This is a genomic window from Rhodoferax sp. U11-2br (assembly GCF_018619435.1).
GTDB lineage: Bacteria > Pseudomonadota > Gammaproteobacteria > Burkholderiales > Burkholderiaceae_C > Rhodoferax.
The window spans coordinates 77,556-98,768 of record NZ_JAHFZF010000010.1 but is presented as its reverse complement, the minus strand read 5'-3'; the positions used below and the strand labels follow the sequence as shown (position 1 = coordinate 98,768).

The window sequence follows — 21,213 nt, the reverse complement described above, 5'->3', positions numbered from 1 at the left end:
TCGTCTCAATGAAGGGGGGAGGCTCAGGGCTCGTTGCCAGCCACGATGCTCATGACCGCCATACGCACCGCAATGCCAAAGGTGACCTGCGGCAGGATCACGCTGTGCGCGCCATCGACCACCGCCGAGTCGATCTCGACACCACGGTTGATCGGGCCGGGGTGCATCACGATGGCGTCACTCTTGGCCAGTTGCAACTTCTCGGGCGTCAGGCCAAAACTTTTGAAAAACTCCTGGCTGGAGGGCAGCAGCGCACCACTCATACGTTCGTTTTGCAGGCGCAGCATGATGATCACGTCGCAGCCCTTGATGCCTTCTTCGAGCGTGTGGCAGACCCGCACACCCATCTGCGCCATGTCGCTGGGCACCAGGGTTTTGGGGCCGACCACGCGCACCTCGGCGCAGCCCAGGGTGGTGAGTGCGTGGATATCGGAACGCGCCACGCGTGAATGCAACACGTCGCCGACGATGGCCACGGTCAGGTTGGAAAAGTCTTTTTTGTAGTGCCGGATGGTGTACATGTCCAGCAGACCCTGGGTCGGGTGCGCGTGGCGGCCGTCACCAGCGTTGACCACATGCACATGCGGCGCCACATGCTGGGCGATCAGGTAGGGCGCACCCGACTCGCTGTGGCGGACCACAAAAATGTCGGCGGCCATCGCACTCAGGTTGGCAATCGTGTCAAGCAGCGACTCACCCTTGGACGCGGAGGACTTGGCGATGTCGAGGTTGATCACGTCAGCGCTCAGGCGTTTGGCGGCGATCTCAAACGTGGTGCGGGTGCGCGTGGAGTTCTCGAAGAACAGGTTGAAGACACTTTTGCCACGTAACAGCGGCACCTTCTTGACCTCGCGGTCACCGACCGAGACGAAATTGGTGGCGGTGTCGAGCACATGGGTCAGCACACTTTTGGGCAGACCCTCGGTGGACAGCAGGTGGATCAGCTCGCCGTGTTTGTTGAGTTGCGGGTTGTTTTTGTAAAGCATAGTCAGCGCACTTTCACATTGAAGCTGAACTGGCCGGCCTCATCACGCGCCAGCGACAGTGATTGATTGGCCGGAAGGTGGATACGCGCGGCGTAGATGTCTGGCGCAATCGGCAGCTCGCGCCCGCCCCGGTCCACCAGCACCGCCAGTTTGATGCTGGCCGGACGGCCAAAGTCGAACAGCTCGTTGACCACCGCGCGAATGGTGCGCCCGGTGAACAACACGTCGTCGAGCAGCAGGATGTGGGCGTCATTCACATCAAAGGGAATCTGTGTTTGCGCGGCGGTCGTCATACCCCGGCTAGCGTAGTCATCCCGGTGCATGGCCGAGGAGATCACGCCAATAGGCTCGGTCAAAGCCAGGTCCTGCTGCAGGCGTTGCGCCAGCCAGGCGCCACCCGAGGTGATGCCCATCAGGCGCATACCGGGTTTAAAAACGGTTTTGACACTGGCCAGCAAGTCGCCGTAGAGGGCTTCGGCATCGAGTTCGAGCATGCTCATTGGGGGAGATTCCTTAAAAACTGTTCCAGGATGATGCAGGCGGCCGCGGCGTCGGCATCACGGGCGCCATCAGAACGCGCCTCGGTGGTGGTGTAACGCTCGTCCACCTCAAACACCGGCAGCTTGAAGCGGCCGTGTAGTTGCCGGGCAAAACGTCTTGCTTTCGCTGTGTTTTCATGCGCGGCGCCGTCCGGGTGAAACGGCACCCCAACCACCAGCGCGTCGGGCTGCCAGGTCTTGAGTTGGGCGGCAATCTTGACAAAGCGCGCATCGCCTTCGGCGGTGATCGTGCCTTGCGGCTGGGCGGTGCGCATCAGGCGGTTGCCCACGGCAAAACCTGTGCGCTTCACACCAAAGTCCAGCGCCAGAAAGGTCATCAAGCCAGGCGCTACAAAGGCGGTAGCTACTGGGGCTTGATCTGTCTGGGCTAGAGCCATTTTTTAACAAATAGTGTGGGTGTGTCAGGCATGGCCAGCATCGGGCGTCAGCATCCAGGCTTGCAGGCCCAGCAGTTGCAGGGCTTGTTCGTAACGCTGGTCAATCGGGGTGTCAAAAATCACCCGCACATCGGCCTCGACGGTGAGCCAGCTGTTGTCGATCAGCTCAGACTCCAACTGCCCTTCGCCCCAGGCCGAATAACCCAGAGACACCATCACCTTGCGTGGGCCGGAGCCCGAGGAAATGGCCTCCAGCACATCACGTGAGGTGGTCATCTCCAGCCCGCCGGGAATGATCATGGTGGAGGAATAGACCGGGTCAACGGGTTTGTCCGCGTCCTTGAAAATCGCCTCGTGCAGCACAAAACCACGTTCGGTCTGCACCGGGCCGCCCAAAAACACCGGGTCGTCACTGAGGTCGGGGCGCATCAGCGGCAGCTCGACCTTGTCAAACAGGCCCTTGAGCGAGATGTCGCAGGGTTTGTTGATCACCAGGCCCAAAGCACCGCGTTCGCTGTGTTCACACAAATAAACGACACTGCGCGCAAACAGCGGGTCCTCCAGCCCAGGCATGGCGATCAGAAAGTGATTCGTCAGGTTGGTGGAGGCAGAATCAGAGGACATCAAACGATTTTAGCGATGAACACAAGCCACGAATACGAGACCGGATTGATGTGGTTCCGCCGCGATTTGCGCAGCAGCGACAACGCCACACTGCACCGGGCCTTGCGCAGTTGCCGCCAGTTGCACTGCGTTTTTGTCTTTGACCGGGCCATTCTGGAGGCCCTGCCACGGGTCGACCGGCGCGTGGAATTTATCCGCGAATCCTTGGTGGAACTGGATGAGGCGCTACGGCTTTTGAGTCAACACACCAACGGTGGTCTGATCATTCGCCACGCGGTGGCCAGTGACGAGATTCCCCGCCTGGCGCGCCAGCTCCAGGTCCAGGCCGTGTTTGCCGGGAATGACTACGAACCACAAGCCATCGAACGCGACACGGTTGTCGCCAACGCACTGCAAGCTGATGGCATCGCGTTGCTTACCTGCAAAGACCATGTGATTTTTGAGCGCCGCGAGATCCTGACGCAAAGTGGCGGCGTCTACGGCGTGTTCACCCCGTACAAGAACAACTGGCTCTCGCGTCTGGCCCCCGAACACCTGGTGGACCACAATGTCAACACGCTGGGAAACCGCTTGGCGCCACGACCACCCGAGTTTCAGACACTGGTTCCGACTCTGGCCGACATCGGTTTTGAGCCCAGCAACCTGGGGCAACTCAAGATCCCAACCGGCATGTCCGGCGGTGCACGCCTGTTTGAGGACTTCTTCGAGCGCATGGACCGTTATGACCGCACGCGGGACTTCCCAGCTACCAAAGGGCCGAGTTACCTGAGTGTGCACCTGCGTTTTGGCACGGTGTCGCTGCGCCGCCTGGTGGCCATCGCCTGGCAGCGCCAGCTGGCGGGCAGCGCAGGCGCTGCGGTGTGGCTCAGCGAGCTGGTCTGGCGCGACTTTTATGTGGCCATCCTGGCCAATTTCCCCCATGTAGCCACCCAGGCCTTCAAACCCGAATATGACGCGATTTCTTGGGAGACTGGCCCCGAGGCCGAGGCCCTGTTCGCCGCCTGGTGTGCCGGGCGCACCGGTTACCCGCTGGTGGACGCGGCCATGGCGCAGCTCAACCAGACCGGCTACATGCACAACCGCCTGCGCATGGTGGTCGGCAGCTTCCTGGTGAAAGATTTAGGGCTGGACTGGCGCTGGGGTGAGGCCTACTTTGCCAAGCACCTGAACGACTTTGATTTAAGCGCCAACAACGGCGGCTGGCAATGGGTGGCCTCCAGCGGCTGTGATGCACAACCCTACTTTCGCATCTTCAATCCCATCAGCCAGAGCGAGAAGTTTGACCCCGAGGGCAAATTCATCCGGCGCTACCTGCCGCAACTGGCGCCCCTGTCCAACAAAAGCATCCACGCGCCCTGGCTGGCCAAACCGCTGGAGTTGCAAGCGGCAGGCGTAACGCTGGGTGGCAACTACCCGCAACCGGTGGTGCAACACGACGCGGCGCGGGCAAAAACCCTGGCGCGGTATGCGGTGGTGAAAAAAGCCCCAAGCGCTTGAATCACCCGTCTGGGGTGAAGCAACGCAGGGATTTACATGAATTTGATAGCTATCAGCCCTTATTTCATAAGGGCTAGAGGCCTATTTGGCTTGAAAACTGGCGTCACAATAGCCACGTACCAGCGCCAGAAGCTCGTCTTCTGGATAGGGTTTGCCGAGGTAGTGATCGACCCCGAGCGCACGCGCGTAGTCGCGGTGTTTTTCGGCGATGCGTGAGGTGATCATGATCACCGGCAGGTCTTTGAGACGGTCATCACTGCGGATGTTGCGCACCAGGTCAAAACCGTCCATACGCGGCATCTCGATGTCGGCCAGCACCACCACCGGTTTTTCCAGCTGCAGCTGCTCCAACGCCTGCAGACCATCGGCGGCCAGGGCCACCCGGTAACCTTCGCGCTTCAACAGCCGCTGCGTGACACGCCGCACGGTGATCGAGTCATCCACCACCAGCACCAGCGGCACCTGGCTGGCCGGGGAGACCTGGTCAGACGGCGTGACACCTTGTGTCTGGGCAGCAGCTGAAGCAGCACCCGCATGGGCTGAGGTGTAGGCCTGCGCCTGTTCACCATAGGCCCCCGCCAGCGCCACCGGGTTGTAGATCAGCACCACCGCACCGGAGGCCAGTGCCGACATGCCCACCAGACCCGGCAAGCGTGACAACTGCGGACCGAGGTTCTTGACCACCACTTCCTGGTTGCCCAGCACCTCGTCCACATGCAGGGCGACCAACTGGCCCGCGCTGCGAAAAACCGCCACCGGCGCCGTTTTGGCGGGTGGCTCGGTACTGGCGGCTGAGGTTTGCAACAAGGCCCCGGCCCAGTAAAAGACCAGTTCCTGCCCGTTGTAATCAAAATGCCTCGACTGGTAGGCCGCCTGCAGCACCGCCAGCGGCACCCGGCGTACCAGCTCGATCTGGTTGGCGGGCACCCCCATCACCAGTTCACCAAAACGCAGCAGCACCACCTGGTTGACCGCCGTGGTCAAAGGCAGCACCAACTTGAAGCGGCTGCCCTGACCGGCCTCGGTACTGAGCTCCACCCGCCCCCCGAGGGCATTGACCTCGTTGCGCACCACGTCCAGGCCAATCCCGCGCCCGGCCATCTCGCTGAGCTCGGGTGCGGTAGACAGGCCCGAGCTGAAGACCAAATTGGCCACCTGGGCCTCGGTCAACACCTGATCGACCTCGATCAGTCCCTGGGCCAGCGCTTTGTCACGGATACGCACCAAGTCCAGGCCCACACCGTCATCGGCAAAACTCACTGCCACGTCGTTGCTTTGCTGCTCCACTGTGAGGGTGATGACTCCGACCTCGGGTTTGCCAGCGGCCAGACGGGCAGCCGTGGGCTCGATGCCATGACCCACCGCGTTGCGCAGAATGTGTTCGAACGCTGGTACGGCGCGCTCCAGCACACCACGGTCCAGTTCGAGAGAGCCCCCTTCGATCTCCAGTCGGGCGGCTTTGCCAACGTCCTTGGACGCCTGGCGCACCACACCGTGCAGGCGCTCGGCCACACTGTCGAACTCGACCATGCGAGTGCGCAGCAGATCACGCTGCAAATCACGCGTCTGCCGACCCTGTGCGGCCAAGTCGTCTTCAACACCGGCCACCGTTTGCTGCAGCGTGCGCTGCAAGGTGGCCACGTCGTGCACCGACTCGGCCATCATGCGGGTGAGCTCCTGCACCCGGGTGAAGCGGTCGAATTCGAGCGGATCAAAACCCTGCTCGGAGTCCTTGGCCAGCGCCATGCGCGACTGCATTTGTGACTCGGACTGCAGCTCCAGGTCGCGCAACTGCCCACGCAGGCGCGACAGGTTGCTGGTCAGTTCCCCCAGCGAGCCATGCAACTGGCCCAGGCGCGACTCGAGCCGAGAGCGCGAGATCATCACCTCACCGGCCTGGTCCACCATGTGGTCGATCAGCTGGGCCTTGACCCGGATGGTCTGGCTGGAGGCGCGGCGCAGTGGCGGCGCGGTTAAGGGTGTCAGGCCCGCCAGCAAGGGCGATAGATCACGGACAGCAGGCGCAGCCGACGGGTCGGACTCCTCATCCTGCGCCGACCCCAGTTCAACCGCCATGGTGGACGCCACCTCCGGCAACACCAGCTCGGACAATGGTGTGGCGCGCAAGGCCTCAAAACGCTGGGTGATGGCATCCAGTTGCGCCAGCAAGGGTGTCACCTGGCTGGTGTGCGCGGTCTCGGCATCAATCAGTTCAACCGCCGACTCCATGCGGTGTGCCATCTCGCCCAGGCCCATCGCCCCGGCGAGCCGGGCACTGCCCTTGAGGGTGTGCAAAACGCGCAAGACCTCCTGACGGGCACCGAGGTTGTCGGGGCGCACACTCCACTGCCGCAGCGCACCACTGAGTTGTGGCAACAGTTCCAGGGCTTCTTCTTCAAACACCGAGAACAGGTCCACATCCAGCGTATCCACCACCTCGCTGACCACGTCGGGAGCGGCCACAGGCAGCTCGGACTCGGGGGGCTCAGGCTCGGCCACCTCAAAGTCGATATCACCCAGGTCGATCTCGGAGACCGGTGCCTCCTCTGGCGGCTGGGCAAGCAGGTCAGCATCAGGCGGCGCCAACACGTCGTCAAAATCCAGATCCAGTTCGGGCGGTTCCTCGTCGAGCCAAGACAACGGCGATACCGGTTGCGACAGATCACTGTCGAGCACCGACTTCAGGGCAGCCAGGACCTCTGGGTCCGGTTGTTTGAGGAAACCCGCCGCAAACTGGTGCAGCAGGCGCCGGATGTCCTCGGCCGCGTCAACAAACAGTTGCGCGTGTTCGGGCAGGCCGGCCTCACCCAGGTGGGTGTGTTCCAGCGCATGCTCCAGCGCTCGCGCCAGTTCCGACAGGGCCAGGAAACCAACGGTAGCCGAGCTGCCTGCGAGCGAGTGCGCAAGGCCAATGGTCGAATCGGGCACCGGCTGCGCCAGCTCCATCGACCACTCGGTCAGCTCGGTCAACAGACGGCGTGACCATTCGTCGGCCTCGTTGAGGTACACGTTGTAGAGCGGGATGCCAATCCGCAGGGTGCCAATCACCTTGACCTGTTCTTCGGCGGGCTCGGATGGCGTCTCCAGCCCATCCATGGCGTCAGGCAACACCCCGTCGGCCTCAACGACACCAAGCTCTGGCTCTGGTTCAGACTCTGGTTCTGCTTCGGCATCGGGCAACATCAGCTCAATCGGCTCCTCGCTGTCCGATGCCGTCTCGGCCGGTGCCAATACATCGTCCAGAGGTACACCGAGCGATGCCAGCGGGTCCTCCGGTACATCCGGCTGGTCTTCGGAAAAGTCTGCAAAGTTGCTCAGCAGGGTTTCGCTGAAGTCCACCAACTGTGTTTCGCTGAAATCCTGCTTCGCCGGGGTGGCAGCGTCCGTCAGCACCTCGGCGGCCACCGGCGCCTCATCCACAACAGGGGGCTCCATGGGCGTGACCACGGGCGGCAACAGATCGTCCAGGACATCGGGCTCAGCCAATTCGTCAGGCGTCGCTTCCGGCGCAGGCAACGGTGCCGCCACCGTGCTGCCATGCAGCAACAACTCGGTCGCGATACCGTCGACGCGCAAGCGGTCGGCCGCACTGCGAAACGGTGTGGCGCTCCAGGCAGTGTCGTTGTGGCCCGCAATGTCGTTGATCCACTGGCCAAAACCTTGCAAGGCCTGGTGGGCCAGGTGCACCAGTTCCGGGCTGGCAGGCAACTGCTGTGGCAACCAGGCATTGAGCAACTGCTCCATGGCCCAGGCCGCTTCTCCAAACTCGGTCAGGCCCACCATGCGGGCACTGCCCTTGAGGGTGTGGAAAGCACGCCGCAAGCTGGTCTGCTGGTCCATCGCGGCCGGGTCGTTGTGCAAAGCCAGTACCGCGCCCAGCCCGGTTTCGATCACCTCCTGCGCCTCTTCCAGGAAGATGTCGCGCAGCTCGGCGTCATCATCCACATCGTCTTCCATGGGCGCAGCCGCTTTGGCCGCCAGATCTTCCGAGGGCGCCACAAGCGGCGCTGCCGGTGTCGGCTCTGGTGGGGTTGGCGCAGGGCTGGCAGGCAATGCAGCTTGCGTCGGCACAAACAGCGGCGCAGAAGGCTCGTCCGCCTGCGTCTGGCGCCCCATCACCGAGCGGAACTCACCGCTGACCTCATCGTAGACAAACAGCTTCTTGGCCAGCTCGCGCTGGTAACTGAGCATGTCAACCAGGAAACCCAGTGCCCCGAGGCTGTTGCCAAGTTTGTCGAAATCTGCCGTGTGATCCTGGGGGCTGGTCTCGCCACTGATCAGAAAGCGCTCCACACTGTCGCGCATGCGCAAGGACGCCAGCGCGGCCTGGTCCAGCCCCAGCACCGAGAACACGCCGCGCATCTGCGCCAGCCGCCCCGGCACCTGGTGCAGCGGCACGGTGTCCGCAGGCTGGCGGAAAAACGTGTCCAGCGCGGACTCCACCTCACCCAAGGTGCTGCGCAGCTCATCGACCACACTGCCCATGACCTGGCGGTCACTGACCCGCCGGTACAACTCTTCCATCCAGCTGTCCATCGGCTCGGGCTGGCCACCCGTGTTGACATGGTCCAAACGCTGAGCCAGACGGTTGCCGCGTGCCACCGTCTGGGCACTGTCCGGATCCAGCTCCTCATACGCCGACTCCAGGTACAACACGGAGGTGGCCACCTCCATCGCCAGCGACACATCGGGCGCGGCACCGGATCGGGTGACACTGTCAAGCGCACGCAGCAAAGCGGCGGCCAGTTCACGGTTGTCGGGGTGTAACTTCACCACGGAATCGGCCACCAAGGCAAACTGGTCGGCCGCCGTCTTGATCCGGCTGACATCGCCACCACTCAGGGATGACCAGGTTTCTGCCGCAGCGGCCACGCGTTTGCGCGCCTGCGCCAGCACCACCGGATCAAACAGACCAAACTGGGGGGTCTCGTAGTCCACCCGGACCGGTGCGGCAAAGCCCCAGGCCAAATGCACCGCTTGCAAAGCCGGTGTCTGCCCCGCGCTCAGCGGTGCCGCCTGGGCACAAAAGAACAACAGGTCACGGGCCAGCCGCTCGGAAATTTCGGGCTCACCCCGTGCCAGGGTACGGTACTGCAGCAGCACATGGGTCGCCGCCCGTTTTTCATACACATCGCTGGCACACAGCTGGTACCCGACTGCTTCAAAATAAGCAGCACATACCATCCACCAGGTGCGGGGGTTGGGCTGTTTTTGTGCTGCGGCAAAACCCAGACAGATGTCCCGCATGGCCAGTGCTGAAGGCACGTGAGCGGCCTTCACCAAGTTGAGGATCAGGCCGTCAATGCGCGAGCGGGCCACTGCGTCGTAAGCCAGCGGCACAACGGCGGCGGGCACAGGCACATCCACCCAGTGCCAGTCATGGGCCCACAGGTCTGCCGGATGGATGCGTTCGTCACCGGTCAAGGCCAACACCTCGCGGTACTGTGGAAACAAGGCTACCGAGGACAGCGGTTTGCCCTTGAGCACCCCTTCCAGGTAGTCGGTCAACGCAAAGCTGGCGCGCTCGACCCGCTGCGCCGCGTCGTCGCTGCAGAACTCGGGGCGCTGAACAAATTTCTGCACCAGCGCTTCCATCGCGCGCAACATGGTTGCGGGTGCTTCCAGCCCCACCATCTCCAGCGCACCCACCGCCTGGTGCAACTGCTGGCGCGCAATGCGCAGGTGGCTGGCATCCAGCGCGGCCAAGTCAGAACCCCGGGACAGTTCGGCATCACGCACAAACCGGCGCAATGCCTGCGTGGCGCCATCCAGGGATTTGCGCAACTCGTCGAGCACCCAGGCCAGCGGCCCCAAATCGGGCTCAAGGTGACGGATGTCGGTAGGGGTTGCAACAGCTAGCATGGGTCAGACAATCCAATCAAATGGGGGTGAAGCCAGTCAGACAATTCGGAAACGCGCCACCGATTGCCGCAACTCCTCAGCCACCTTGGACAACTCGCGCACCTGCGCCGCCGTGGCCCGGGTACCTTCCCCGGTCTGCTCGGTCACCGCAAAAATATGCTGGATGTTGCCGGCCACCTCGTTGGCCATGTTGGCCTCGTGCTGGGTGGCCCCCGAAATCTGCTCGATCAGCTCCGCCAATCGACGCGACACCTGGTCAATCTCGGACAAGGCTGAACCCGCGCTGTCGGACAGCTTGGCCCCCTCCACCACACCCTGGGTGGAGCGCTCCATGGCGCCGACCGCGTCCTGGGTATCGGTCTGGATCGCCTTGACCAGGGCCGAAATCTGGCGCGTGGCGTCGGCTGAACGCTCCGCCAGACGCTGCACTTCTTCCGCCACCACGGAAAAGCCCCGCCCGGCCTCACCGGCCGAGGCGGCCTGGATCGCGGCATTGAGAGCCAGCACGTTGGTCTGCTCGGTGATGTCGGAAATCAGTTCGGTGATTTCGCCAATCTCCTGCGAGGACTCACCCAGGCGCTTGATGCGTTTGGAGGTTTCCTGAATCTGGTCACGGATGGCATTCATACCGCCAATCGTGTTCTGCACCGCCTGCAGCCCCTCGGCCGCAGCCTTCAAGGACTGGCGCGCCACATCAGCTGACTGCTGTGCCTGTGCCGACACCTGGTTGATCCGCTGGGCCATGTCCACCACCGACTGGCCGGTTTCGCGGATTTCATGCAACTGCTCTTGCGAGGCCGCCAACAGCTCGGTCGAGGCCATGTCGACTTCGGCGGTGGTGGTGGCCACCTTGGTGGCGGTGTTTTGCACATTACCCACCAGAGAGCGCAACTCCTCGACGGTGTAGTTCACCGAATCGGCAATGGCACCGGTGATGTCTTCGGTCACCGTGGCCTGTTGTGTCAGGTCGCCTTCAGCCACCGTCTGCAACTCGTTCATGAGGCGCAGAATGGCCGCCTGGTTGGCATCGTTGACCCGTTTGGCGTCCTGCTCCTGCTGCTGCGCTTCCAGGCGCAAACGTTCTGCACTGGCCTGACGCTGACGGCTGTCGAGCAGCTGCACCCGTGACAAACCACCCGCACTGAGCAAAGCCAGCAGCGCCGCCACAACCAGCACCCCCAAGGCCACACGACTCAAGCCCCCTTCTGAGGACAAGGCGGTTTGCAAGGTACCCAGCTCCTTGCGCAACACCTCACTGTCAGCCAGGAAGCTTGGCTGCAAGGCATGCGCCGCCACCAACCCCGGCTGGTTATCCCGCAACACCACTGCCTGCGCAAGGATGCTGTCAGACAACTTGACCAGGTCCGCCAGTCGTTGCCGGGCCACCGAATCGGTGGCCGCAGACAGATGCAGCTCGGCGCTGCCATCCAGCAGACCGCGGGCGAGGTCAAGGAACAGGGCCAGATCCCTGCCAAACAGGACCACGACCTCAGGGCCAACGCCCTGCGCCAGCGTCAGATCACTGGCCGTTTTGCCAACGTTCTGCGCCAAGACCACCAGTTGACGCGCCACAGCAAGATTCACGGCAGACGCGCTTTGTTGCACCATCAGGGTCGGCACGTCCTGGGTTTTGTCCAGCAACTCGGGGGGCTGGCGCGCAATCACCTTCAAGGCAGAGCCGACCTGGATCAAGGACTTTTGCTGCGCCAACAAAGTAGCGATGTTTTTGTCGGTGCGTTCCACCGACGGGGTGATGGTGGCCAAGGAATCCTGGTGCGCCGCCCCCAGCGGATCCACCCGCAGTTCCGAATCACCCTGGGCCAGGCCACGCACCGCGCGCGTCAGCGCCTGGGAACTCTGTGCCACCTCGGGAAACACCTTGGCCTCACCCAGCAGCGCTTGCGACATCAAGCGGACGAGGCGCTGAGACTCCAGCTGGGCCTGGGTGGTGGCTGCCACTTGGCGCGCCACCTGGTCACTGCCGCTCAAACCAAACAACACCGCCCCCACCAGCAACACCAAGGCCAGCCCCATCAGGATGGACAGGGTGCGCTGGTGTTGCGCCACCGTTTTTTTGCCCAGTGGCGCCAGATGGATCAGGTGGGCGTCTGCCGGGCTGCTCCCGTCCGGACCAGACGTTGGATCACGGTCCGACAACTGCTGACGCACCTCGTTGGGCGCCTGCTCCAAAGGCGCCTGATAACTCGAAGGATCAGGCATGCCCAGACTCAGCCCCGAGTCCAGGTCAGCGTCCTGGGGTTTCTTTTTGAAGAGGTCTTTGAAGCGATCAACAACAGCCATAAGGTCAACCCGGTAAAAAAATCAAGCACCAATGCTTAAAAAAGCAGTGGTCTGGGACAAGGCGTAGAGGTCGATTTCCTGCCACACCTGGCCATATGTATCTATCAAACGATGGCCAAACCAGGCAGGAGAACCGTCCGGCGCGGGCTCAACACCTGTGAAAGCCTCTTGGCGGCGCAGCCCCATCAAACCGTCCAGCACCAGGGCACAGTTGAGCCCCGACTCGGCATTCAGGGTGACCAGCCGGACCTGAGCCCAGGCCTGCTCGCTGCGTACCGCTGCGTCACCCATCAGCGCCAGCAGGTCCACCACAGCATACAGCCCCCCACGAAGGTTGGCCACACCACAAAACCATGCCTGGGTATAAGGCACCTGGGTGATGCTGGGCAAGGGAAAAATTTCACCCGATTGCGACAGCGGCAACAGGTAGTGCGCCTCACCCAAGCGCACCGCCAGCCAGGCCACAGACACCGATTGCCCCTGGGCTGACTGGAGTCTGTCAGCCAGCCGAGTTTGCAGGTCTCTGAGGGCTTGTTTGTTGCTCATTGACGTTTGGAGGGTCCGCCCAGCGCCTTGATTTTGTCCATCAGTTCCTGAGCGTTGACAGGTTTGGTGATGTAGTCACTGGCGCCCTGGCGCAAACCCCAGACCCGGTCGGTCTCCTGGTTCTTGCTGGTACAGATGATGATCGGAATCTCGGCGTACTCCGGTGTTCGGTGGATCGAGCGCGTCAGCTGGAAGCCGTTTTGCCCAGGCATGACCACATCCATCAGGATCAGGTCGGGCTTGGCGTCGGCCAGGCGTTGCAAGGCTTCGTCGCCACTCTCGGCGGTACGCACCGACAGGCCGTTGTCCTGCAGCAGGCCACTGAGGAACATCAACTCGGTTTTGGAGTCATCAACAATCAATACTTCACGAATAGTCACGCGGGATCCCCTTGTAGGGTGGCAGCATATTGCGCCACAGCTTTGAGCAATTGGTCTTTGGTAAATGGTTTGGTCAGGTAGTCTTGCGCACCCACCATGCGGCCACGTGCCTTGTCAAACACACCGTCCTTGGATGAGAGCATGATCACCGGCACACTGGCAAACTTGGTGTTGCGTTTGATGATGGCACAGGTCTGGTACCCGTCCAGGCGGGGCATCAGGATGTCGCAAAACACCAGATCGGGCTGATAGTCACTGACCTTGGACAAGGCATCAAACCCGTCTTCAGCGAGCATCACATCATGCTGGCCCGCTTTGAGGAAAATCTCTGCACTGCGCCGGATGGTGTTACTGTCATCCACCACCAGAATTTTCAAGTTGGAACCGGTTGTGTTCACCCGATGCATCTCCAGAGTTGATGTTGGAAAACGGTAACCAACGCGGTGTCAGATCCGCACCATCTCAAAATCGTCCTTGCGGGCGCCACATTCAGGACAGGCCCAGTTCAAGGGCACCTTGTCCCAGGGTGTCCCTGCGGGCACACCGCTGTCAGGATCACCCACGGTTTCATCATAAATCCAGCCACAGATCAAACACATCCAGGTTGTTGACGAGGTCACGGGTTAGGCACCTTTGCAAAGATCGGAGGAAAACCTGTCCGCCGCCCTGCGCGGCAAGCCACTTGCTCGCTATTCTGCCTCAAGAAATTTGCATCTTGATGCTTTTATCCCTGAGCTATGTCAGCCTTCTGACTGTGTGGAGAGAGACAATTCAAGAAGCGTGACTTAGTGGGCACTATCTGCGATTGGCAGTGAACCCCTTGCCCCGCTTTTTTACCCGATCTTTTCAAGAAGCGCACTTTCCATGACCACTCACACCGACCTCAACCAGACCTTGTTCGAACGCGCCAAACACGTCATCCCCGGTGGCGTTAACTCACCTGTGCGGGCGTTCCGCGCGGTGGGCGGCACACCCCGCTTCATCAGCCGCGCCCAGGGCGCCTACATCTGGGACGCCAATGGCCAGAAGTACATCGACTACATCGGATCCTGGGGACCGATGATCTTGGGCCATGGCCACCCGGCGGTGGTGGAGGCGGTGCAAAAAGCGGTGCTGGAAGGTTTTTCCTACGGCGCCCCCACCGAACGCGAGGTGGAACTGGCCGAAGAAATCCTCAAGATCATGCCCAGCATGGACATGGTGCGGCTGGTCAGCTCCGGCACTGAAGCCGGCATGAGCGCCATCCGCCTGGCACGCGGCGCCACCGGCCGCAAAACCATCCTCAAGTTCGAGGGCTGTTACCACGGCCACGCCGACGCGCTGCTGGTCAAGGCAGGCTCGGGCCTGGCCACCTTTGGCAACCCCACCAGCGCCGGTGTGCCACCTGAGGTGGTGCAACACACCATGGTGCTGGAGTACAACAACGTCGAGCAGATCGAAGCCGCGTTTGCCGAACACGGCAAAGAGATTGCCTGCATCATCATCGAACCGATTGCCGGCAACATGAACTTCGTGCGCGCCAGCGTGCCCTTCATGAAACGCTGCCGCGAGCTCTGCACCGCCAACGGCGCGCTGCTGATCCTGGATGAGGTGATGACCGGTTTCCGCGTGGCACTCGGTGGTGCACAAAGTGTCTACGCCAAAGCCATCCCGGGTTTCGAGCCCGACATCACGGTGATGGGCAAGGTGATTGGTGGCGGCATGCCGCTGGCGGCTTTTGGCGCCAAACGGGCCGTGATGGAACACCTGGCGCCACTCGGTGGTGTCTACCAGGCCGGCACCCTCTCTGGCAACCCGATTGCCACCGCCTGCGGTCTGGCCACTCTCAAAGAAATCAGCCGACCCGGCTTTTATGACGAACTGGGCCGCAAGACCCAGTCTCTGATCAGCGGCCTGAAAAGCGCGGCGGCCGCAGAAGGCGTGGCCTTCAGCGGCGACAGCCAGGGCGGCATGATGGGCTTTTTCCTGCTCGGCACCCTGCCCAGCACCTACAGCGAAGTCATGACCACGAACGGCGCCAAGTTCAACCAGCTGTTCCACGGCCTGCTGGACCGCGGCGTCTACATCGCACCAGCCTTGTACGAAGCCGGGTTTGTGAGTGCCGCGCACACCGACGAGGACATTGCGACCTCAGTGGCGGCGGCGCGTGAGATATTCAAGTTGCTTCCGAAGTAATAGCTACCAGCCCTTTTAAAATAAGGGCTGGAGGCCAATTCCATGCAAAAAGCGGCCAATGGCCGCTTTTTTGTGGGTCCATGTCTTCGCTATGCGTATTGCCCTGCGCAAGGTAAGCAGTGGGTTAGCGACACTGGATCCGTTTTAGGCTGATAGCCGCCTTCCCAATATTCAGCCAACTGCCATCCAAGTCATCTGATTGACTATTTTGATGCTGACGCTCCGCTGTAGCGAAGGGCTACGTAGCGGCAATTGAGTTAGAGAAAGTAGGAGTATTTACGCCCCTCAAACTCACCGGTATCCGATAGCGTCATATTCAACCTTTTGAAAAATCGAAAGAAGTCACGGAGGGACAAGTTTCGTTCTATTTGGCGTACAACGATTGTGGGCGGATCCTCCTCGCCGGGGATACGCAAATTGAGATTGGTGTCAATCGGCGCCACCAAAAAAACAGCATGAACTGATGTCTCGCCGCTCGCTGGCAACTCCCCATAATCCAGGCTCATCCCCAAAATTCGCTCTCCGTCAACTAGCAGTGCTCGATCCCTAAGCCAACATTCCATCGATTCGATATCTGCTCGGTCGGCCGCCACTGATCCTTTAAGGTCGTTGTACTGGGTAGATGCACAGAACCGGTCGGTGGGCATGAGATCCTCCTAAATAAGGTTTGTCGCCTCACTTTTTTACTTTCGTTCGACTTTGTGACACGAAAGTAAGCATTCTGGCAGACCTGAGATGGGGCTAAGACACCATCATCAGCACCACACCAATAAGATCCAAATTGGACCAACGACCTGGATTTCCGCTCCCGCCGCCAACCAGACTTCGGTGGCGCCATGAACTCGGGTGACCTCGTCCGAGCACCAACGTCGCTCGCCAGCAGGGGATGGGTTGGGGTGGCGGCCGATTTCTGGGCCTTTGACAGTATGAGGCCGCCGCCCCAACCCATTCCCAGCCTCCCGTGGACACAACTGACAGGCCCCATGTCTTTGACCGCTTGAATAAGCCGCAACAAGGCAAAAAAAAAGGCCAACCGCCAGGTCAGCCTTTTGCTTTCAAACCACTCAGCTCAATGCCTGAAATGCCGCACGCCGGAAAACACCATAGCCACACCACGTTCGTTGGCTGCGTTGATCACTTCCTGGTCGCGCATCGAGCCGCCGGGCTGGATGATGCAGGTGGCGCCTGCATCCACCACCACGTCCAGGCCGTCGCGGAACGGGAAGAAGGCGTCGCTGGCGACTGCGGTGCCAGCCAGGCTCAGGCCCGCGGCCTGCGCCTTGATGCTGGCAATGCGAGCCGAGTCAAGGCGGCTCATTTGGCCAGCGCCCACACCCATGGTCATGCCACCTTTGCAGAAGACGATGGCATTGCTCTTGACGAACTTGCCGATCTTCCAGGCAAACAACAGGTCTTGTAACTGCTCGGCTGTCGGTTGCACCTTGGTGACCACTTTCAGATCGGCCAGGGTCAGTTCATGGTTGTCGGCGGTTTGCATCAGCAGGCCGGAGCCGACGCGTTTGATGTCCATCGCATTGCGGCCATTGGCCCAGTCGGTGGCGCCACCGGGTGGCAGCGCGATCTTGAGGATACGCACATTGACCTTGGTCTTGAACACCGCAAGTGCCTCGGGCGTGAAGTCCGGGGCCATCAGCACCTCGATGAACTGCTTCGACATCTGTAGCGCAGCCGCCTCGTCCAGCGTGCAGTTGATGGCAATGATGCCGCCAAACGCGGAGGTCGGGTCGGTCTGGAAGGCTTTGCTGTAGGCCTGCAGCGCGTCCACACCCACAGCCACACCGCAGGGGTTGGCGTGTTTGACGATGACGCAGGCGGCGCCGTCCTTGGCCGCGTCAAAACTCTTGACACATTCCCAGGCGGCGTCGGCATCGGCGATGTTGTTGTAGCTGAGCTCCTTGCCTTGCAGCTGCACGGCGGTGACCAGAGAACCAGGCGCCGGGTACAGGTCGCGGTAGAAGGCAGCGCTCTGGTGCGGGTTTTCGCCGTAACGCAGGTCCTGCAACTTGATGAAGTTGCTGTTGGCCTGGGCCGGGAACAGCGCGGGCACCGGAGCACTCACCGCTTCGTCAAAGGTGATGGCGGACAGGTAGTTGCTGATGGCGGCGTCGTACTGGGCGACACGGTTAAAGGCGGCCACACTCAGCGCAAACTTGGTGGCCAGGGTCAGCTTACCGTCGGCTTTGAGTTCGGCCAGCACCTGCGGGTATTGGGATGCGTCGGTCAGGATACCCACATCTTTCCAGTTTTTGGCAGCGCTGCGCACCATGGCCGGGCCACCGATGTCGATGTTCTCGATGGCGTCTTCAAGCGTGCAACCGGGTTTTGCCACGGTGGCCTCAAACGGGTAGAGGTTGATCACCGCCAAGTCAATGGTGTCGATGGCATAGGCCTTGAGCGCGGCCATGTGTTCGGGCAGATCGCGGCGCGCCAGCAGGCCGCCGTGCACCTTGGGGTGCAGGGTTTTGACACGGCCATCGAGCATCTCGGGGAAACCGGTGACACCAGCCACCTCGGTCACCGGCAAACCGCTATCGGCCAACAGCTTGGCGGTGCCGCCGGTGGAGATCAGCTTGATGCCCAGCGCGTGTAAGGCCTGGGCAAATTCGACGATGCCGGTTTTGTCAGAGACGGAAAGAAGTGCGTTCATGGTGTCGGGGTGGTTGGAAAGGAAAGTGGCTTGAATTGGAATAAAAAACAGGCTCTAGCCCTGATTTATCAAGGGCTGGCAGCTATCAATCGATGAGTTTGTGTTCGAGCAGTTTTTTGCGTAAGGTGTTGCGGTTAAGACCCAGCCACTGGGCGGCTTTGGACTGGTTGTTGTCGGCGCGTTGCATCACCACCTCCAACAGCGGTTTCTCGACCACACTGATCAGCATGTCGTACATGCCGTCGGGCTCGCTGCCGCCCAGATCACACAGGTAGCCTTCGACGTTGCTGCGCACACATTCGGCGATGTGCATGGGTTTCATGGTGTCTTCTCCAGATTCAAACGGTTTCCTTCGGGGGTGGCGCGCGCGGGCAGCCGGTCCATGCGCTCGTGCAGCGCATCAAAAAAGTAGGCAACGGCGGCCAACTGCTGGGCGCCGTCATCCAAGGTGTTCATGTGGGAACAAAACAAATCGCCACCGGGCAGCGACTTGACGTACCAGCCGATGTGTTTGCGCGCGGTGCGCACGCCCAGGTACTCGCCATAGAGGCTGTAATGGTCTTGCAGGTGGTCCAGCATCAGGTGCTTGACCTCGCCCACCAGCGGCGGCGCCAGCAGCGTGCCGGTGTCCAAAAAGTGGGCGATCTCGCGGAAGATCCACGGCCTGCCCTGCGCGGCGCGGCCAATCATGATGGCGTCGGCGCCGGTGGCGTCGAGCACAGCGCGCGCTTTGTGCGGGCTATCAATGTCACCATTGGCGACCACCGGGATAGACACGGCGGCCTTGACCTCGGCGATGGTGCTGTATTCGGCCTGGCCTTTGTAACCCTGCTCGCGTGTGCGGCCATGCACGGTGAGCATCTGCACCCCGGCCAACTCAAAGGCACGCGCCAGTTGCACCGCGTTTTTGTGTGACTGGTCCCAGCCGGTTCGCATCTTGAGTGTGACCGGCACGCCCAAAGGCGCACAGGCCTGCACCACGGCTTCCACAATCTGCAGGGCCAGCGGCTCGTCTTGCATCAGGGCCGAACCGGCCCATTTGTTGCACACCTTTTTGGCCGGACAACCCATGTTGATGTCAATCACCTGGGCGCCGTGGTCGATGTTGTAACGCGCGGCATCGGCCATCATGGCCGGCTCGGTGCCGGCAATCTGCACCGCAATCACACCGGATTCACCGGCATGGTTGACCCGTCGGCTGGTTTTGGCGGAGGCTTGTAAATCGGGACGGCTGGTGACCATCTCACTCACCGCATAACCCGCGCCCAGGCGTTTGCACAGCTGGCGAAACGGGCGATCGGTGACGCCTGCCATGGGCGCCACAAAATAAGCATTGGGCAGCAAATAAGGGCCGATGTTCATGCTGGCAAAAAAAGAAAAACTGGGGAAACGCCAATGATTGACCGGCAAGACATGTCAACCAGCGTGGGGCTGGGCGCAGGTACTTGCCGGGATAGACAGGCATTCTAACTGCTTAAAAAAGCGGCACCCAAACACCAGGCAGCGCGCCAGGGCGCAAACCCATACCGGCCAAGGCCAATCCGGGCCTTCCTATACTCGGCCACCCATGGACGCCTGGATCGACCCCCTTCTCAACTGGCTGGCCTTGCCGCAGTACGGCCTGAGCAGCGTGTTTGTGGTGGCCTTTGTGTCGGCCACCCTGCTGCCCATGGGCTCCGAGCCAGCGGTGTTTGGCCTGGTCCAGCTCAACCCACATCTGTTCTGGCCAGCCATCGGGGTGGCCACGCTGGGCAACACCTTGGGCGGCGCGTTAACTTGGTGGATGGGCCTGGCCTCCCACAAGGTGGTGGACCGTTACCAGCATTCACCCCACCACCTGCGGGCGCTGGCCTGGCTCGAAAAACTTGGCCCCAAAGCCTGCCTGCTGGCCTGGCTGCCGGTGGTGGGCGACCCGCTGTGTGCGGTGGCGGGCTGGCTCAAACTGCCGTTCTGGCCCTGCCTGGTCTACATGGCCATTGGCAAGTTTGCCCGCTACCTGACTATGACGGCGGTGCTGGTGGGTGCGTTTGGCGGTTGAGCCACCGTCACACACCACTGCATTCCTCATAGCTATCAGCCCTTATTAAATAAGGGCCAGAGGCTAATCTGGCTTATAGCAGTATCAGGAACTGAACAAGAAGTTCATCACGTCGCCATCCTTGACAACATAGTCCTTGCCTTCGGCGCGCATCTTGCCGGCATCCTTGGCGCCTTGTTCACCTTTGAAAGCGATGAAGTCTTCATAAGCGATGGTCTGGGCGCGGATGTAGCCCTTCTCGAAGTCGGTGTGAATCACACCGGCCGCTTGCGGGCCGGTGTCGCCTTTGTGAATGGTCCAGGCGCGCACTTCCTTGACACCGGCGGTGAAGTAGGTTTGCAGTCCCAGCAGGTCGTAGGCCGAGCGGATCAGGCGGTTCAGACCCGGCTCGTGCAGGCCGAGCTCTTCCAGGAACATCTGGCGGTCCTCGTCACTCATCTCGGCCATTTCGGCCTCCAGCTTGGCACTGATCGCCACCACCGGTGCGTTTTGCGCGTTGGCGTAGGCGGTCAGCCGGTCCAGCAGCGGGTTGTTGGTGAAGCCGTCTTCGGCCACATTGGCCACAAACATCGCGGGTTTGGCGGTGATCAGGAAAAACTGCTTGAGCAACGGCAACTCTTCCTTGCTGAAATCGAGTGTGCGCACCGGTTTGGCTTCGTTAAGCGCCACTTGGCATTTTTCAAGAATCGCCACCAGTTTGGCCGATTCTTTGTCCCCCGAGCGCGCCAGCTTGGTCACACGGTGCAGGGCTTTTTCCACGGCAGCCAGGTCGGCCAGGCACAACTCGGTTTGGATCACCTCGATGTCGGAGATCGGATCGACCTTGCCGGACACGTGCACCACGTTGTCATCCTCAAAACAGCGCACCACGTTGATGGTGGCATCGGTTTCGCGGATGTGGGCCAAAAACTTGTTGCCCAGGCCTTCACCGGTGCTGGCACCGGCCACCAGACCCGCAATGTCCACAAACTCAACAATGGCGCGCTGCACTTTTTGCGGGTTCACGATGGCGGACAAGGCGTCCAGCCGCGCGTCCGGCACTTCCACAATGCCCACATTGGGCTCAATCGTGCAAAAGGGGTAGTTCTCCGCAGCAATGCCCGCCTTGGTGAGTGCGTTGAACAGGGTCGATTTACCGACGTTGGGCAAGCCCACGATGCCACATTTCATAAAAATCCTAACGAGTTGGGGGCGCTCTG

The 21,213-nt window shown here is 61.3% G+C and carries 18 protein-coding genes; 3 read left to right on the top strand and 15 right to left on the bottom strand.

Translation table 11 applies throughout. The features are described 5' to 3' along the window. Positions 1-23 precede the first annotated feature (23 nt). Genes KKO72_RS08855 through KKO72_RS08840 form a run of 4 tightly spaced genes read right to left on the bottom strand, consistent with a single transcriptional unit; the run spans position 24 to position 2,547 of the window. On the bottom strand, positions 24-986 hold the full coding sequence (locus KKO72_RS08855) for an aspartate carbamoyltransferase catalytic subunit (RefSeq protein WP_078366524.1): 963 nt from the start codon (positions 984-986) through the stop codon (positions 24-26). 2 nt (positions 987-988) lie between these two features. Next, positions 989-1,486 (bottom strand): bifunctional pyr operon transcriptional regulator/uracil phosphoribosyltransferase PyrR, encoded by a 498-nt coding sequence (gene pyrR, locus KKO72_RS08850; protein WP_214937433.1) that lies wholly within the window; start codon positions 1,484-1,486, stop codon positions 989-991. Continuing rightward, complete coding sequence (gene ruvX / locus KKO72_RS08845; RefSeq protein WP_214937431.1) at positions 1,483-1,923, bottom strand: Holliday junction resolvase RuvX; 441 nt, start codon at positions 1,921-1,923, stop codon at positions 1,483-1,485. The genes pyrR and ruvX overlap by 4 nt, the downstream gene beginning before the upstream one ends. 24 nt (positions 1,924-1,947) lie before the next feature. Next, complete coding sequence (locus KKO72_RS08840) at positions 1,948-2,547, bottom strand: YqgE/AlgH family protein (RefSeq protein WP_214937430.1); 600 nt, start codon at positions 2,545-2,547, stop codon at positions 1,948-1,950. Positions 2,548-2,562: 15 nt separating this feature from the next. On the opposite strand from KKO72_RS08840, the gene KKO72_RS08835 reads away from it, so the two are divergent. Then, complete coding sequence (locus KKO72_RS08835) at positions 2,563-4,044, top strand: deoxyribodipyrimidine photo-lyase (RefSeq protein WP_214937428.1); 1,482 nt, start codon at positions 2,563-2,565, stop codon at positions 4,042-4,044. Between the two features lie 81 nt (positions 4,045-4,125). Here the strand turns inward: KKO72_RS08835 and KKO72_RS08830 are convergent, their stop codons facing one another. Genes KKO72_RS08830 through KKO72_RS08805 form a run of 6 tightly spaced genes read right to left on the bottom strand, consistent with a single transcriptional unit; the run spans position 4,126 to position 13,753 of the window. Further along, positions 4,126-9,906, bottom strand: coding sequence for an Hpt domain-containing protein (locus KKO72_RS08830; RefSeq protein WP_214937427.1), 5,781 nt, complete (start codon positions 9,904-9,906; stop codon positions 4,126-4,128). 36 nt (positions 9,907-9,942) lie between these two features. Further along, on the bottom strand, positions 9,943-12,207 hold the full coding sequence (locus tag KKO72_RS08825) for a methyl-accepting chemotaxis protein (protein WP_214937425.1): 2,265 nt from the start codon (positions 12,205-12,207) through the stop codon (positions 9,943-9,945). Between the two features lie 21 nt (positions 12,208-12,228). Continuing rightward, complete coding sequence (locus KKO72_RS08820) at positions 12,229-12,753, bottom strand: chemotaxis protein CheW (RefSeq protein WP_214937422.1); 525 nt, start codon at positions 12,751-12,753, stop codon at positions 12,229-12,231. Further along, a complete protein-coding gene (locus tag KKO72_RS08815) occupies positions 12,750-13,133 on the bottom strand; it encodes a PleD family two-component system response regulator (RefSeq protein ID WP_371736854.1) in 384 nt (127 codons plus the stop codon). The genes KKO72_RS08820 and KKO72_RS08815 overlap by 4 nt, the downstream gene beginning before the upstream one ends. After that, positions 13,130-13,531 carry a PleD family two-component system response regulator gene (locus KKO72_RS08810; protein WP_371736853.1) on the bottom strand — a complete coding sequence of 134 codons (402 nt, stop codon included), beginning with the start codon at positions 13,529-13,531 and terminating at the stop codon, positions 13,130-13,132. The genes KKO72_RS08815 and KKO72_RS08810 overlap by 4 nt, the downstream gene beginning before the upstream one ends. A gap of 48 nt (positions 13,532-13,579) precedes the next feature. Next, positions 13,580-13,753 (bottom strand): rubredoxin, encoded by a 174-nt coding sequence (locus KKO72_RS08805; RefSeq protein WP_143541778.1) that lies wholly within the window; start codon positions 13,751-13,753, stop codon positions 13,580-13,582. 244 nt (positions 13,754-13,997) lie between these two features. On the opposite strand from KKO72_RS08805, the gene hemL reads away from it, so the two are divergent. Next, a complete protein-coding gene (gene hemL, locus KKO72_RS08800) occupies positions 13,998-15,308 on the top strand; it encodes a glutamate-1-semialdehyde 2,1-aminomutase (protein WP_214937419.1) in 1,311 nt (436 codons plus the stop codon). A 257-nt stretch (positions 15,309-15,565) separates the two neighbouring features. On the opposite strand, the gene KKO72_RS08795 is transcribed toward hemL, so the two are convergent. From KKO72_RS08795 to dusB, 4 genes are all read right to left on the bottom strand, one after another. Next, positions 15,566-15,955, bottom strand: coding sequence for a hypothetical protein (locus KKO72_RS08795; protein WP_214937417.1), 390 nt, complete (start codon positions 15,953-15,955; stop codon positions 15,566-15,568). Between the two features lie 422 nt (positions 15,956-16,377). Continuing rightward, positions 16,378-17,976, bottom strand: a complete 1,599-nt coding sequence (purH, locus tag KKO72_RS08790) for a bifunctional phosphoribosylaminoimidazolecarboxamide formyltransferase/IMP cyclohydrolase (protein ID WP_214937416.1) — start codon at positions 17,974-17,976, stop codon at positions 16,378-16,380. 85 nt (positions 17,977-18,061) lie between these two features. After that, complete coding sequence (locus tag KKO72_RS08785) at positions 18,062-18,298, bottom strand: helix-turn-helix domain-containing protein (protein ID WP_078366538.1); 237 nt, start codon at positions 18,296-18,298, stop codon at positions 18,062-18,064. Continuing rightward, entirely contained in the window at positions 18,295-19,338 is a 1,044-nt protein-coding gene (dusB, locus tag KKO72_RS08780) for a tRNA dihydrouridine synthase DusB (RefSeq protein WP_214937414.1), read from the bottom strand. The genes KKO72_RS08785 and dusB overlap by 4 nt, the downstream gene beginning before the upstream one ends. Before the next feature lie 205 nt (positions 19,339-19,543). On the opposite strand from dusB, the gene KKO72_RS08775 reads away from it, so the two are divergent. Further along, complete coding sequence (locus KKO72_RS08775) at positions 19,544-20,014, top strand: YqaA family protein (protein ID WP_214937412.1); 471 nt, start codon at positions 19,544-19,546, stop codon at positions 20,012-20,014. Between the two features lie 84 nt (positions 20,015-20,098). Here KKO72_RS08775 and ychF read toward each other — a convergent pair whose 3' ends face one another. Further along, positions 20,099-21,190 carry a redox-regulated ATPase YchF gene (gene ychF / locus KKO72_RS08770; protein WP_214937493.1) on the bottom strand — a complete coding sequence of 364 codons (1,092 nt, stop codon included), beginning with the start codon at positions 21,188-21,190 and terminating at the stop codon, positions 20,099-20,101. Positions 21,191-21,213: the final 23 nt, after the last annotated feature.

Coding starts and splice junctions, on each gene's coding strand:
- KKO72_RS08855 (WP_078366524.1), bottom strand. CDS start 986: ATGCTTTACAAAAACAACCCGCAACTCAACAAACACGGCGAGCTGATC.
- pyrR (WP_214937433.1), bottom strand. CDS start 1,486: ATGAGCATGCTCGAACTCGATGCCGAAGCCCTCTACGGCGACTTGCTG.
- ruvX (WP_214937431.1), bottom strand. CDS start 1,923: ATGGCTCTAGCCCAGACAGATCAAGCCCCAGTAGCTACCGCCTTTGTA.
- KKO72_RS08840 (WP_214937430.1), bottom strand. CDS start 2,547: ATGTCCTCTGATTCTGCCTCCACCAACCTGACGAATCACTTTCTGATC.
- KKO72_RS08835 (WP_214937428.1), top strand. CDS start 2,563: ATGAACACAAGCCACGAATACGAGACCGGATTGATGTGGTTCCGCCGC.
- KKO72_RS08830 (WP_214937427.1), bottom strand. CDS start 9,906: ATGCTAGCTGTTGCAACCCCTACCGACATCCGTCACCTTGAGCCCGAT.
- KKO72_RS08825 (WP_214937425.1), bottom strand. CDS start 12,207: ATGGCTGTTGTTGATCGCTTCAAAGACCTCTTCAAAAAGAAACCCCAG.
- KKO72_RS08820 (WP_214937422.1), bottom strand. CDS start 12,753: ATGAGCAACAAACAAGCCCTCAGAGACCTGCAAACTCGGCTGGCTGAC.
- hemL (WP_214937419.1), top strand. CDS start 13,998: ATGACCACTCACACCGACCTCAACCAGACCTTGTTCGAACGCGCCAAA.
- KKO72_RS08795 (WP_214937417.1), bottom strand. CDS start 15,955: ATGCCCACCGACCGGTTCTGTGCATCTACCCAGTACAACGACCTTAAA.
- purH (WP_214937416.1), bottom strand. CDS start 17,976: ATGAACGCACTTCTTTCCGTCTCTGACAAAACCGGCATCGTCGAATTT.
- KKO72_RS08785 (WP_078366538.1), bottom strand. CDS start 18,298: ATGAAACCCATGCACATCGCCGAATGTGTGCGCAGCAACGTCGAAGGC.
- dusB (WP_214937414.1), bottom strand. CDS start 19,338: ATGAACATCGGCCCTTATTTGCTGCCCAATGCTTATTTTGTGGCGCCC.
- KKO72_RS08775 (WP_214937412.1), top strand. CDS start 19,544: ATGGACGCCTGGATCGACCCCCTTCTCAACTGGCTGGCCTTGCCGCAG.